This is a genomic window from Amycolatopsis sp. MtRt-6 (assembly GCF_017308975.1).
GTDB lineage: Bacteria > Actinomycetota > Actinomycetes > Mycobacteriales > Pseudonocardiaceae > Amycolatopsis.
Map to the genome: position 1 here is coordinate 1 of NZ_JADWPD010000052.1, position 13,210 is coordinate 13,210.

A 13,210-nucleotide genomic window follows, 5' to 3' on the forward strand; every position below is an offset into this window, starting at 1 on the left:
TCCCGCCTGGCCTCGACTACCAGACGCGTCGCCCGCTCCCGCAACTCGTCGGGGTACTTCCGTGGTGCCGCCATAACCGTGAATCCTCCGGGTGTTCGATGTCTCCATCAAACCCGGGGCGGGACAGCTGCTGGCTTTCGCCCTCACCTGGCTGGCCGTCGCGGTCGGGCTGGCGGCGAAGAACGCCGAAGGCGCGAACCTGTTCATCCTGTTCGTGCAGGTACTGCCGTTCCTCAGCAGCGCGTTCGTGCCCACGGACATGATGTCCGGGGCCGTGCGCTGGTTCGCTCGCAACGAGCCGTTCACGCCGATCATCGACACGCTCCGCGGGCTGATGCTCGGCGCCTCCGTCAGCGGGAGCGCGTGGATCGCCGTGGCCTGGTGCACCGGTTTCGCCCTGGCCGGCTACGTCTGGGCGCGGGCGTTGTTCAGGCGCGATCCCGCGGCCTGAGCGCGAGTGCCGCGATGGCCGCGGCTCGAAGCTCGTCGCGGCCGAGGCCGGCGTACTCCGACTGCGCGTCGGTGTACGCCGGCTCATCAGCCTGTTCGGCCACACCGCGGATGCGGGCCGAGGACATCGTCGGGTGGAAGCCCCGCACGTACCGGAAACGCTCGGCGAGGGCGATCATGCGCACCGCCGCGGAGCGCTCGCCGGGCGTCTCCGCACGATCGAGGTCGGTCAGGGCGAGCGCCAGCAGCAGGGCTCCGCAGACCGGGACCGACGTCCCCGGGTCTTCGAGCAGACTGGGTAGCGCGCGAGGGAGGTCGTCGGTGATCTCGGTGACGAGGTCGAGGCGCTCGTGGTGGGCGTGGGCGACCACGGTGACGGCTTGGGTCTCCCGCGCCCAGCCGTCCGCGCCGGGACCTGTGTCCTTTGTGGACCGAAGCCGTTCGGCGGCCTGCCGCCACAGGCGCAGGCCCGTGTCGGTGTCGCCACGGGCAAGGAGTATCTCCGCACGAGCGCCGACGTCCACCATGGACGCTCCGGCGACCTCACTGCCACCGGTCAGCATGGCTTGTTCGAGCCAGTGTTCCGCTTCGTCGATCGCGCCGGTCTGCAGGTTGGCCAGGACCAGTGCACCTCGGATGCGGGCGGCGCCGGGCCAGGTGTCGGTCTCGTCGAGCACCGTGAGCACGGTGCTGATCGCTCGCCGTGCATCTTCACCGCGCTCGAGTTCCAGGCACAGTTCGCCGACCCGGGCGTGGGCGACGGCGCGCAGCCACGGCGACTCCCGGTCGTCGAACACGGCGACCATGCGCTCGGCCGCGGCCAGAGCACGCTCAGGATCGTCGAGCGCCGACCACGCGTAGCTGGCGACACCCTCGGCCAGCCCGGCGACGAGCGGATCGTCGTCGCCGCACAACGCGAACAACGGGGCGAAGTCCGCCGCAGCCACGGCGCGGATCACCGTTTCGGCGGCGTGCACCAGGGTGCCGGGTGCGGCGGGTGGGAGGCGGCGGAGGGCGACCAGCGAGCGGGTGGGCCGGGGGCCCTGCAACAGGAAGCTGTTCACCGCGCTCAGCACCAGAGCCGCGCGGGTCCCGGCCACGAGACGGGGCTCGGGCCGGAAGTGCGAGAGGAGCCAGGTGGTGTCCTGGACGAGCGCGGCCATCCGGCCGAAGTTCGACTCGAAGGTCCACAGGCCGGCCAGGACCGCGGCGGTCGCCGCCACGACCGCTCCGTCTTGGTGGTCGATGCCGAGCCGCAGGGCGTGCACCAGGTTGTCCTGCTCGGCACCGACCCGGCGCATGGCCGGGACGAGGTCGGCCCCGAAGAGGGATTCGTGGTGGGCCAGGGCGAAGTCCACGGCCCAGGTCAGGAAGCCGGTCGTGGACTTCTCGGTCTCACCGGCTTCCTCGCGGCGAGCGGCGCTGAACTCGCGGACCGTCTCCAGCATCCGGAACCGCGTGCCCGCCGGCGCGTCCTGGACCTTGAGCAGCGAGTGGCCGGCGAGCTGGTCGAGCAGGTCGACCGCGTCGTCGCCGAGCAGGTGCCGGGCGGCGTCGGCGGTGAAGCCGCCGGGAAAGACCGACAGGGCGCGCATGGCGGCCTGTCCCCGCTCGTCGAGGAGGTTCCAGCTCCAGTCGATGACGGCGTGGAGCGTGCGGTGGCGGGCCGGTGCGTCGCGGGCGCCGCCGCGCAACAGGGCGAACCGGTCGTCGAGGTGACGAGCGATCTCGGGGGCCGACATGACCCGGGTGCGTGCCGCCGCCAGCTCGATCGCGAGCGGTAGGCCTTCGAGGTGCGTGCACAGCTCACCGACGGCCTCGTCGGGGAGGTCGACGTCCGGGCGGACGGCGCGGGCTCGCTGCCGGAACAGCTCGGCGGCGGTCACCGGGCTCAGCTCCGGCAGCGCATGGACCGCTTCCGAGGAAAGCGCGAGCGGAGTGCGGCTGGTGGTGAGCACCCGGAGGTCGGCGCTGAGCGCGACGAGCGCACGGACCAGGTCGGCCACACCGCGCACGACGTGTTCGCAGTTGTCGAGCACCAGCAGCGCCGGGCCGGGGGCGAGCGCGTCGAGGATGCTGGTCACGGCGTCGCGTGAGGCGGGTGGGCGGCTGCCCGGCGGCCCTCCCGTGTCGGTACCACCGACCGCCGAGGCGACTTCGGCGGCGACCTCTTCGTCACGGGTGATCCCGGCGAGTGGCACGAAGTGCGCGATCCGCTGCTCGGCCCGGCGGCTGACGGCGTGGGCGAGCCGGGTCTTGCCCAGGCCGCCCGCGCCGACGATCGAGGTGACCCGGGACGTCCGCAGCAGCCCGGCGACGGCGGCGAGGTCGGTGTCCCTGCCGAGCAGCGGGTTCGGCTCGTGGGCGACGCCGTGGCGGACCGCGGGTGCTTCGCCCTGCAGAAGCTGCTGGTGCAGCTCGCGCAACGCGGGGCCCGGGTCGCTGCCGAGCTCGTCGCGCACCTTGCGCCGGTAGTCCTCGTACCGGGCCAGTGCGGCGGCAGGCCCGGCCGTCGCCGCTTCGCTGCGCAGCAGTTCTCCTAGGAGTTCCTCGTCGCGCGGTCGTTCGGATATCAGCTCGGCGAGCTCGTCGACCGCCTCGGCGGCTCGGCCCAGCCGCGATCGGGACAGTGCGCGGGCTCGGACCAGCCACCGGCTGGTCGACGCGCGGGCCGTCCGCAGCGCGCTGAGCGGATCGGCGCTGCCCGGGTCGTCGTGCGCCGTCCAGAGCGCCAGGCCCGTCTCGGCTTGGGCGAGCGCGGCTTCGTGGTCGCCGTCGCGGGACAATCGGGCGCAGGCAGTCGCACTGAGCACGAGTGCGCCGGTGTCCACCTGGTTCTCGGCCAGGGTGAGCCGGTAGCCGGACGGCGTGGCTTCGATGACGTCGTGGCCGAGCTGGGCTCGGGTGCGGGACACGAGCACCTGCAGCGCCTTGGCGGGGTGTTCCGGTCGCTCGTCCGGCCAGAGCCCTTCGATCAGGCGGGCGGTGCTCGCGCCGGTGCGGAGGTCCTCGGCGAGCAGGGCGAGCAGGCCGCCGAGGCGGGGGCTGGTGATTTCCCGGCCGCGGTAGGCCACCCGCGGCAGCAGGACCAGCTCGATCGTCACCGCCTCAGGCTAGTGGGGGTTCGTCGGAGTGGACGCGCATCGGCGGGCACGGTCGTGTGCGCGCGTCGCGTAGGCTGATCCCGGCGCGCCGGGAAGTCTGGTCGGCATCCGGATCTCGGATCGGAAGGACCGGCTGATGCGCGGGGTGGAAACCGTACTGTTCCTCGTGGTCGTGGCGACCGTGGTGGCCACGTTCGCCCGGCGGTGGCGTGTTCCGGCGCCCTCGCTGCTGGTCGTCGTCGGCGTCGTCGTGGGGCTGCTGCCCGGCGTCCCGGCCGTGCAGGTGACGCCCGAGGTGATCAGCCTCGTCGTGCTCCCGCCCCTGCTGTTCGCCGCGGGGGAGGAGCTGCCCTGGCGCGACCTGCGCGCCGTCGCGCGGCCGGTCGCGGTCCTGTCGGTCGGGCTGGTGCTGCTGTCGGCCGCGGCGGTGATCGGGATCGCGGTCGCGGTGACGCCCTTGCCGGTAGGGATGGCGTTCGTGCTGGGCGCGATCCTGGCGAGCACCGACCCGGTCGCGGTGACGGCGCTGGCGCGGCGGCTGGCGCTGCCGCCGCGGGTGCAGGCGCTGATCCAGGCCGAGAGCCTGTTCAACGACGCGACCAGCCTGCTGCTGTTCCGGGTGGCGTTGTTCCTGGCCGTCGCCGGCGGGGCCGCGTCGTGGGGCCGCACGCTGACCGAGTTCGGGGTACTCGCCGGGGGCGGCGTGGCGGTCGGCGTGCTGACCGCGCTCGGGGCGTTCCTCATCCGGCGGCGCACCGAGGACCCGGTCCTGGAGACGGTGATCTCGCTGGTCACGCCGTACGCGGGATACGTCGTTGCGGAGTCGGTCGGCGGGTCGGGAGTGACCGCGGTCGTGGTGGCGAGCGTGATCCTCGGGACCCAGGCCGAGCGGCTGACGACGGCACGGATCCGGCTGCAGGTCGGCGCGGTGTACCAAACCGTGGTGTTCCTGCTGGAAAGCGTCGTGTTCGGCCTGATCGGCCTGCAGCTGCCCGCACTGGTGCGCCGCGTGGCCGGCGACGGCGCATGGTGGCTGCTGCAGGCCCTGGCCATCGCCGCGGCGCTGATGCTGGCGCGGCTGCTGCTGGTGTTCGTACTCTCGGCACTGCGGCAACGGCGGGTGGACGGCCGAATCTCGTGGCAGGTACCCGCGGTCGTTTCCTGGGCAGGCGCGCGCGGGGTGGTGCCGCTGGCCGCGGCGCTGTCGCTGCCGGTGGCCACTTTGGACGGTTCCGAACTGCCCGCGCGTGATCTCGTCCTGGTGCTGACGACGGCGGTGATCGTGCTGACGCTCGTGGTCCAGGGCTTCACACTGGCACCGCTGGTCCGCCGAGCGGGGATGCCCTCGACCCCGCCGACCTGCGCACCGAATACGGCACTGCACGCCGGAAGCTCGCCGAAGCCGGCTTGTCCCACCTGGACCACCTGGCCGAGACCGAGTCCGCGCCGGCGTTCGTGGTCGACCAGCTGCGGGCGGGCTGGCAGGCGCGGCTCGAGCACATCCGCGGCGACACCGGCGAGGAGGCGGCGGACTGGGTGCGCGGAATCGACTACCGCGCCCTACGGCGCGAGCTGATCGACGTCGAAGCGGCCGAGCTGACGCGGCTGTTCGAGGCGGGCGAGATCACCGACGGCACCCGGCGGCGCATCCAGCGGCTGCTGGACCTGGAATACGCGGGGCTCGAGGACTGAGCGGAGTCACCGGGGATCGTCGTCGTGGGTTTCGAGGCACGTGCCGGTGAGCCGCAGGAGGATGGCCACCAGCACGAAGCTGCCGATCAGCGTCAACGCCCACCACAGATCACCCATGGAACAAAGGATGGATCTAGCCTGTCGGCCGGGCGAGCCCGCCGACGTAACCTTGACGCCGTCTTGACCACGGATCTCGCCCGGGTGGACTCTGGTGCCGGGAAGGTGGTGGTCATGGCCGATACCGACGACGACGGCAAGCGGCCGGTCGAGCCGCCCCAGGGCCGCGCGGCCGGGTTGCCCTATGACTGGCGCTCGCCCACCGCCGAGCGGATCCGGGCCCGGGTGTGGAACTCCGGCGATCCGCGGTTGTGGACGCCGAAGACTTTCGGCTGGGGATACACCTTGAACTTCTACTGGGTCGTTCATCCGATCCGGTACGTTCGGGCCCGTCGGCGCTAAAGTTTCGTTAATACGCGTAAAGCTCCCCTCGATCCCGCCGCGATGGGCGGCGTTCGGCCACAGTGGACCGGTAGGGTCGCGCCTCGATGCGCCAGGCGTTTCGGTTGCCTGGCAGGAGGAGGGGCACGTGAGCCAGGAAACGACGACGGCGGCGAGCACGCCATCGCCCGCGCGCGACGTGGTGCGGCTGGGGCTCGTGATCGGCGCGCTCGGCGTGGTCTTCGGCGACATCGGCACCAGCCCCATCTACACCCTGCAGACGGTGTTCAACCCAGCCGACCCGCACCCGGTGCCGGTGAGCACAGCCAACGTCTTCGGCGTGGTGTCGCTGATCTTCTGGTCAGTGATGATCATCGTGACCGTCACCTACGTGCTGCTGGCGATGCGCGCCGACAACGACGGCGAAGGCGGCATCATGGCCCTGATCACCCTGCTGCGCCGCTGGGGCGCGCAACGAGGCCGGCGCGCCGCCGTCGTCCTGGCCGGCCTGGGCATCTTCGGAGCCGCGCTGTTCTTCGGCGACAGCATGATCACCCCGGCGATCTCCGTGCTGTCCGCGGTCGAAGGGCTCAAGGTCGTCTCCGACGGCCTCGACGACTGGATCGTCCCGATCACCGCAGTGATCATCATCGGGCTCTTCCTCGTGCAGCGGCGGGGAACCGCCGCTGTCGGCCGGGTGTTCGGGCCGGTGATGATCGCCTGGTTCGTGACGGTCGGCGGGTTCGGCGTGGCCGGGATCGCCGGGCACCCGGACATCCTCAAGGCGCTCTCGCCGACGTACGCGATCGGTTTCATGGCCGGTCACTTCGACATCGCGTTCTTCGCGCTCGCGGCGGTGGTGCTGTCGGTGACGGGTGCCGAAGCGCTGTACGCCGACATGGGCCACTTCGGCCGGCGGGCGATCACCCGCGGCTGGCTGTTCCTCGTCCTGCCTGCCTGCGTGCTCAGCTACCTCGGGCAGGGCGCGCTGATCCTCGAGAACCCGGCGAACATCAGCAGCCCGTTCTTCCTGCTCGTGCCGTCGTGGGCGCGGCTGCCGCTGGTGGTGCTGGCGACGGCGGCGACGGTGATCGCGTCCCAGGCGGTGATCACGGGCGCGTATTCGGTCGCGGCTCAGGCCGCCCAGCTCGGGTACCTGCCGCGGCTGCGGATCGCGCACACGTCGGAGACCGAGCGGGGCCAGATTTACGTCCCGTGGATCAACTGGCTGCTCATGGTTTCGGTGCTGACACTGGTGTTCGCCTTCCGCAGCTCCGCGGCGCTGGCGTTCGCGTTCGGCATGGCGGTCACCGGCACGATCACGATCACGACGCTGCTGTTCTTCTACATCGCCCGGTCGAGGTGGGGGACACCGGCCTGGCTGATCGGCCTCGGCGCGAGTGTGCTGCTGGTCGTGGACCTGCTGTTCGTCGCGGCCAACCTGACCAAACTGGTGCACGGGGCCTGGTTGCCGCTGCTGATCGGCCTCACGGCGTTCACGATCATGACGACGTGGCAGCGCGGCCGCCGGATCGTCACCGCCGAGCGCGAACGCCGCGAAGGCTCGCTCCCGGAGTTCATCGCGGGACTCCGCGAAACACCGGTGCAGCAAGTCCCCGGCACGGCCGTCTTCCTGAACCGTGGCGGGAAGACCGCGCCGCTGGCGCTGCGGGCCAACGCCGAGCACAACCACGTCCGCCACGAACAGGTCGTCATCCTGTCGCTGGAGACCGAGCCGGTGCCGCGGGTGCCGGTCGAGCAACGGGTGACCGTCGAAGACCTGGGGTCCACCGACGACGGGATCGTCTTCGTCACCGCCCGCCACGGCTACATGGAAACCCCGGACGTCCCGGCTGCGCTCGCGCGGCTCGACCCGGCGCAGACCGAAGGACGGCTGCAGCTGGGCGAAGCGTCCTACTTCCTGTCGAAGATCGAGCTGCAGCGTGGCCCGGAGCCGACGATGGCGGGCTGGCGCAAGCGGCTGTTCATCGCCACCTCCTACATCACCGCGGACGCCGCGGAGTACTTCGGCCTGCCCCGCGACCGCACGGTCATCATGGGCTCCCACATCGACGTCTGACGGCCGGCGCATCTGCTCCTGTCGATCGCCATGAGCAGCACCGCTTGATCGGCGAGACCGAGCTTCTGTGCATTTATCCGCATTCCGCGGAACGGAATGCCGAACTCATTACGTTTTCCTTGCGGTGTCACCACTTGTCGAAGTGCCCGATCGTCGATGAGAGTGGACGCGTCGAAGACAACGATCCTGATAGAGGTGACGATCCACATGGCGGTGAGCCCGTCGATGCTGCCTTCCCACGAAGAGGTTCCTGCTCGGTTCCCCGTGGACGACGCAGTGGCACATGCGAGCGATTCTGTGTTGCAGACCGACTCGAACCGCTTCGCGCGTATCCGCGGGACCGATCTGCTGAACCGTGACGCGCCCATGCTGCGGTGGCAGCAGGAGCGCGCCGGGCACGGCGTGTGGCCGTATTTCCGCAGCTTTTGTACCCCATTGACGACACGCGCCGTCGCGGTCGGCGAAGACGGCCGGAGGACCGAGGGTCTCAACTTCGGCTGCCAGGACTACCTGTCGTTGAGCACGCATCCGCGCGTCCACGATGCGGCCGCAAAGGCCCTGCGTGACTACGGTCCCATCGCGGCGGGGGCGCTGGGCCTCAACGGCGGCAACCCGCTGAGCACCGAGCTGAGCGATGGCCTGGCGGACATGCTCGGCTTCGAGCACGGTCTGCTGTTCCCGACCGGCTGGGCTGCCGGATACGGCACCATCCAATCCCTGATCGGCAAGTATGACCACGTGGTGCTGGACAAGCTCGCCCACAATTCGCTGCGGCACGGCGCCGACGCGGGCACTCGGAATGTCACCTATTTCGAGCATCTCGACAACTCTTCGCTCCGAACGCACCTCCAGGCTATCCGGAGCATCGATACGAAGAATGCGATTCTCGTGGTGACCGAGGGCATTTTCTCGATGGACTCCGACGCCGCGGACTTGCGGGAGCTGATCAGGACCTGCCGCGAGTTCGACGCGGTGGTCATGGTCGACGTCGCGCACGACTTCGGCGCGACCGGGCCGGACGGTCTCGGGCAGCTGGGCGCGCAGGGGGTGCTTGACGAGGTCGACCTGGTGGTCGGTGCCTTTTCGAAGTCCTTCGCCACGACCGGCGGGTTCCTGGTGACCCGATCCGCGACGGTCCGTGAGCACGTCCGGCTCTACGGCGGCCCGCAGACCTTCTCGAGCGCGCTGACCCCGGTCCAGCTTGGGGTCGCGCTCGAGGCGTTGCGCATCATCCGTTCCGCCGAAGGCGCACAGCGGAGGGCTTCGGTGCGTCAGGTGGCCGAACGCATCCGTCTGGGGCTCGCCGATCGGGGGCTGCATTGCATGGGCAATGTCGTGTGCCCGGTGATCCCGGTGCTGATCGGCTCGACCCGCACGGCGCGGCTGGCCTGGCGGTTGGTCGGCGAGCACGGCCTGATCACCAACCTCGCCGAGCCGCCCGCGGTCGCGTCCAACCTCGCGCGGTTCCGGCTGCAGGCCATGGCCGATCACACGGCCGAAGACGCCGACAGTGTGGTCGACATCCTCGATACGGCGATCCGGTCCGCCGAAGACGCCTTCAGTCGCGTTCAGTGACCCGAGAGACTCGGTAGTCAGCCCCTTGTCCACCGCGTCGTGCTGGAACAGCAGCCACACCTGACGTGGCTTCTGAGGATGGAGCGTTTCTCCTGAAGGGCGCATCGTGGGGGCGTTGCTGATCATGGGGTCCGACATCGAGGTCTAGCTACTCGGGGTGTTCAGTACCTTGTCGGCGAATGTCTCGATGATGCCGGCGAGGAGTTTCGGCGCTTTCAGATCCGCGCCGTGGTCGCGGTTGTGCATCACGACCCTTTCGGCCTGAGGCATCACGTGCTCGATGGCGTCGAGCCGTTCGGTGAGATGCGCTGGGCTGCGATCGCCGCCGAGCAGCAGGGTGGGAACGGCGACCTGAGCGTAGGTGTCGAGGCGAACACCGAGCCGGTCCAGGGCTTCGAGGTCGTCGATCTGGGCGGGTACGAGTTCGCGGTAGTGCGGAACGAGTGCGCTGAGCGCGCCGGCCAACCGAGCCTGCCACGCTGGCAGGCCGACGGTGTCCCGCATGAAAATCGTGAGGGCGGTGCCGGGTTTGCCGGCGGCGATCGCGGCGCGCGCTCGGGCGGTGACCTCGCCGTTCTCACCGCCCAGCGGCCGGCTGGTCACCGCGGCGGGCTCGAAGATCACCGCGCCGGCGAACGAGCGCGCGGATGCCGCGAGGGCTTCGAGTGCGACTACGCCGCCGGAGGAGTGGCCGTAGACGATCAGCGGCTCGCCGACCGCTGCGGCGACCGCGAGAACGTCGTCGACCTCGTCGGCGATCGAGCACGATCCCCTGGCCTTGAGGTCCATCCGGTACTGCCGGCGATGCAGGCGTACGACCCGGAACCGGGTGGCGAGGAGGCCGGCGAGGTTCTTGGTTCTGGTCCCGTCGTCCAGCCCGGGACCGATGAACAGCACGGCCGGGCCTCGCCCTTCGTCGTACACGTGGACATCGGTGCCGTCGGCCGAGGTGATGGTGTCCATGTCGTCTCCCGTCCACGCTGCCTTAGCTGTGCTAAGGATGACTTTAGCGCTGCTAAGGTGTCAACCGATGTGCGCGACCAAGCGGCCCGGCGTGACCCGGCACACGATGATCGAGACAGCGTTGCGGCTGCTGGACGATGTCGGGCTGGACGGATTGACGGTGCGCCGGCTCGCCGCCGAACTCGGTGTCCAGTCTCCCGCGCTGTACTGGCACATCCGCAGCAAGCAGCAGCTGCTCGACGGCATGGCCGAGGCGATCATCGTGGCCGCCGGGATGGGCCCACCCCGCGACGGCGAACCGTGGCAGGACTGGCTCGCCCGCCGGGCCCGCGCCTACCGCCGGTCCCTGCTCGCCCACCGCGACGGCGCCCGCATCGTCGCCGGCGCCGCCTGGCTCAGCCCGGCGACCATCCAGATGTTCAACGACGAGCTGTCCGCCCTGGTCGACCGCGGCTTCACTCCGGTCCTCGCGTTGCGCACCATCGCCACCATCTCGCAGTACGTCAACGGATTCGTCCTGCTGGAACAGGCCAAGCCCCGCGAACCCGCCGAGAACCCGGCGGACCCGTTTGCCACGCTGGCCGGCCTGCTCGACGGGGACGCGTCGGCCCCGCTGCTGGTAGCGATCCGCGAAGGTGGCACCACCACCGGCGATGACGCCTTCGAACACGGCCTCCGCACGCTCATCGAGGGCACAACTGCGACGCTCAACCCGCAACGGATGCCGGAGTAGCCAAGACGAAGGCTTTGACCTTGTCACGGGGGTGGTGCGCCGTGCCAGGCGCAAATCGGGCATTGTTGGCGACTGCGAGTGCAGCATGCCGTCGATCGGGGAGTCGTAGCTTGAGCACCACACCACCTGAGTTCGCGGTTCCGGACGTCGTCGACAGCCCCGTGACGTCGAAGCCACCGTCCGGGCGGGCGGTGCGGTGGCTGTTGGAACACCGGGTGTCCCCGCCGGGGCCGGAAGCGGCCGAGGACCACGCCAAGCCGCAGGCCTGGTGGAAGGTCATGTGCCTGACCGGCGTCGACTACTTCTCGACACTGTCCTACCTGCCGGGGATCGCCGCGCTCGCCGCAGGCGCCCTGTCACCCTTGGCGACGCTGCTGATCGTCGCGCTGACCCTGCTGGGGATGCTGCCGATGTACCGGCGGGTCGCCCGGGAAAGCCCCCACGGCCAGGGCTCGGTGGCGATGCTGGAAGACCTGCTGCCGTTCTGGCGCGGCAAGCTCTTCGTCCTCGTGCTGCTGGGGTTCGTGGCGACGTCGTGGATCATCACCATCACCTTGTCCTCGGCGGACGCGTCCGTGCACCTGCTGGAGAACCCGCTCATGCCCGGGTTCCTGCACGGGCAGGCGGTGCTGATCACGGTGGTGCTGCTGCTGATCCTCGGCGGCGTCTTCCTCCTGGGCTTCAGCGAGGCGGTCGGTGTGGCCATCCCGCTCGTGGCCGTCTTCCTGCTGCTCAACGCCGCGGTCGTCGTCGTGGCCGGCGCCGACCTGTTCTCCGACACCGCGGCGTTGTCCCGCTGGACGGACGCGCTCACCTCGGGCGGCGGCGGGTTCACCGGCATCGTCGGGCCGGCCGTGATCGCGTTCCCGCTGCTCGTGCTCGGGATGTCCGGGTTCGAAACCGGGGTCAGCATGATGCCGCTGGTCGCGGCCGAGGGGAAGACCGACGAGCAGCGGCTCGAGTCGCGGATCCGCAACACCCGCAAGCTGCTGACCCTCGCGGCGCTGATCATGTCGGTGTACCTGATCGCCACCAGCTTCATCACCACCGTCCTGATCCCCGCCGAGAAGTTCCGGGAAGGCGGCGAGGCGAACGGACGCGCCATGGCCTACCTCGCGCACCAGGAACTCGGCGAAGTCTTCGGGACGGTCTACGACATCAGCAGCGTGCTGATCCTCTGGTTCGCCGGGGCGTCGGCGATGGCCGGTCTGATCAACATCGTGCCGCGGTACCTGCCTTCCTACGGGATGGCGCCGGAATGGGGCCGCGCGGTCCGGCCTGTCGTGCTGGTCTACACCGTGATCAGTGTCCTGATCACGGTCGCGTTCGGCGCCGACGTCAACGCCCAAGCCGGCGCCTACGCGACCGGAATCCTCGCCATGATGGTCTCCGGCGCGGTCGCGGTCACCATCTCGGCGGTGCGCCACAAGCAGCACGCCGCCACGGCCGGCTTCACGGTGCTGTCGCTCGTGCTGCTCTACGCCCTGGTCGAGAACGTCATCGAGAAGCCCGACGGCATCGCGATCTCGGCGTTGTTCATCCTCGGGATCATTGTGGTGTCGCTGGTTTCGCGGGTGTCCCGGACGACGGAGCTGCGCGCGGAGCGGATCGAGTTCGACGAGCCGGCCCGCCGGTTCGTGACCGACTCGCTCGCCAACGACGGGGCGCTGCACATCATCGCCAACCGGCGGCAAGGCGGGGATCTCGCGGAGTACTCGGCGAAGGAGGCCGAGCAGCGCGGCATGAACCCGCTGCCCGGCACGGCGGATGTGCTCTTCCTGGAGATCGACGTGGTCGATCCGTCGGAGTTCAGCAACGTGCTGAAGGTGCGCGGGGTGGAGGTCGACGGGTACCGGATCCTGCGGACGGACAGCCCGGCGGCGCCGAACGCGATCGCCGCCGTGCTCCTGGCGCTGCGCGACGCGACGGGAGTGCTGCCGCAGTGTCACTTCGAGTGGTCGGAAGGCAACCCGCTCGGGCACTTGTTCCGCTACCTCATCCTCGGCCGCGGCGACACCGCCCCGGTCGTCCGCGAGATCCTGCGGACCAGCGAGGACAACCCCGCCCGCCGTCCCGGCATCCACGTCGGCGGCTAGTGCCGCATCTCGGAACGTTGACCCGGTAATCGGCTCGGTCTGCTGACGGTCCAGGCTGGTCCTCCCATGTCGAGCGGGG

Annotated in this window: 10 protein-coding genes; 8 read left to right on the forward strand and 2 right to left on the reverse strand. The window is 70.2% G+C overall.

Annotated features, from left to right (window positions below; genetic code table 11):
* The first annotated feature begins 91 nt into the window (after positions 1 to 91).
* Entirely contained in the window at positions 92 to 451 is a 360-nt protein-coding gene (locus tag I4Q55_RS47240; RefSeq protein ID WP_307793492.1) for an ABC transporter permease, read from the forward strand.
* On the opposite strand, the gene I4Q55_RS47245 is transcribed toward I4Q55_RS47240, so the two are convergent.
* Entirely contained in the window at positions 429 to 3,554 is a 3,126-nt protein-coding gene (locus I4Q55_RS47245; RefSeq protein ID WP_206797465.1) for a BTAD domain-containing putative transcriptional regulator, read from the reverse strand. The genes I4Q55_RS47240 and I4Q55_RS47245 overlap by 23 nt on opposite strands.
* A 136-nt stretch (positions 3,555 to 3,690) precedes the next feature.
* Between I4Q55_RS47245 and I4Q55_RS47250 the strand changes: the two genes are divergently transcribed.
* The 5 genes from I4Q55_RS47250 (at position 3,691) to I4Q55_RS47265 (ending at position 9,339) form a co-directional block, all read left to right on the forward strand.
* Complete coding sequence (locus tag I4Q55_RS47250) at positions 3,691 to 5,130, forward strand: sodium:proton antiporter (RefSeq protein ID WP_242548004.1); 1,440 nt, start codon at positions 3,691 to 3,693, stop codon at positions 5,128 to 5,130.
* Complete coding sequence (locus tag I4Q55_RS49945) at positions 5,091 to 5,246, forward strand: hypothetical protein (protein WP_242548005.1); 156 nt, start codon at positions 5,091 to 5,093, stop codon at positions 5,244 to 5,246. Before I4Q55_RS47250 ends, I4Q55_RS49945 begins: the two co-directional genes overlap by 40 nt.
* Positions 5,247 to 5,477: 231 nt before the next feature.
* Positions 5,478 to 5,705 (forward strand): DUF5808 domain-containing protein, encoded by a 228-nt coding sequence (locus I4Q55_RS47255; protein WP_206797468.1) that lies wholly within the window; start codon positions 5,478 to 5,480, stop codon positions 5,703 to 5,705.
* Between the two features lie 127 nt (positions 5,706 to 5,832).
* On the forward strand, positions 5,833 to 7,764 hold the full coding sequence (locus I4Q55_RS47260) for a potassium transporter Kup (RefSeq protein WP_307793493.1): 1,932 nt from the start codon (positions 5,833 to 5,835) through the stop codon (positions 7,762 to 7,764).
* A 162-nt stretch (positions 7,765 to 7,926) separates the two neighbouring features.
* Positions 7,927 to 9,339 (forward strand): aminotransferase class I/II-fold pyridoxal phosphate-dependent enzyme, encoded by a 1,413-nt coding sequence (locus I4Q55_RS47265; RefSeq protein WP_206797469.1) that lies wholly within the window; start codon positions 7,927 to 7,929, stop codon positions 9,337 to 9,339.
* A gap of 144 nt (positions 9,340 to 9,483) precedes the next feature.
* Here the strand turns inward: I4Q55_RS47265 and I4Q55_RS47270 are convergent, their stop codons facing one another.
* Complete coding sequence (locus I4Q55_RS47270) at positions 9,484 to 10,302, reverse strand: alpha/beta fold hydrolase (protein WP_206797471.1); 819 nt, start codon at positions 10,300 to 10,302, stop codon at positions 9,484 to 9,486.
* A gap of 67 nt (positions 10,303 to 10,369) precedes the next feature.
* Here I4Q55_RS47270 and I4Q55_RS47275 point away from each other — a divergent pair, with 67 nt between their 5' ends.
* Both I4Q55_RS47275 and I4Q55_RS47280 read left to right on the forward strand, forming a co-directional pair.
* Positions 10,370 to 11,035, forward strand: coding sequence for a TetR/AcrR family transcriptional regulator C-terminal domain-containing protein (locus tag I4Q55_RS47275; protein WP_206797473.1), 666 nt, complete (start codon positions 10,370 to 10,372; stop codon positions 11,033 to 11,035).
* Positions 11,036 to 11,313: 278 nt separating this feature from the next.
* Positions 11,314 to 13,131 (forward strand): amino acid transporter, encoded by a 1,818-nt coding sequence (locus I4Q55_RS47280; RefSeq protein WP_374194550.1) that lies wholly within the window; start codon positions 11,314 to 11,316, stop codon positions 13,129 to 13,131.
* Positions 13,132 to 13,210 lie beyond the last annotated feature (79 nt).

Coding starts and splice junctions, on each gene's coding strand:
- I4Q55_RS47250 (WP_242548004.1), top strand. CDS start 3,691: ATGCGCGGGGTGGAAACCGTACTGTTCCTCGTGGTCGTGGCGACCGTG.
- I4Q55_RS47255 (WP_206797468.1), top strand. CDS start 5,478: ATGGCCGATACCGACGACGACGGCAAGCGGCCGGTCGAGCCGCCCCAG.
- I4Q55_RS47270 (WP_206797471.1), bottom strand. CDS start 10,302: ATGGACACCATCACCTCGGCCGACGGCACCGATGTCCACGTGTACGAC.
- I4Q55_RS47275 (WP_206797473.1), top strand. CDS start 10,370: ATGTGCGCGACCAAGCGGCCCGGCGTGACCCGGCACACGATGATCGAG.
- I4Q55_RS47280 (WP_374194550.1), top strand. CDS start 11,314: ATGTGCCTGACCGGCGTCGACTACTTCTCGACACTGTCCTACCTGCCG.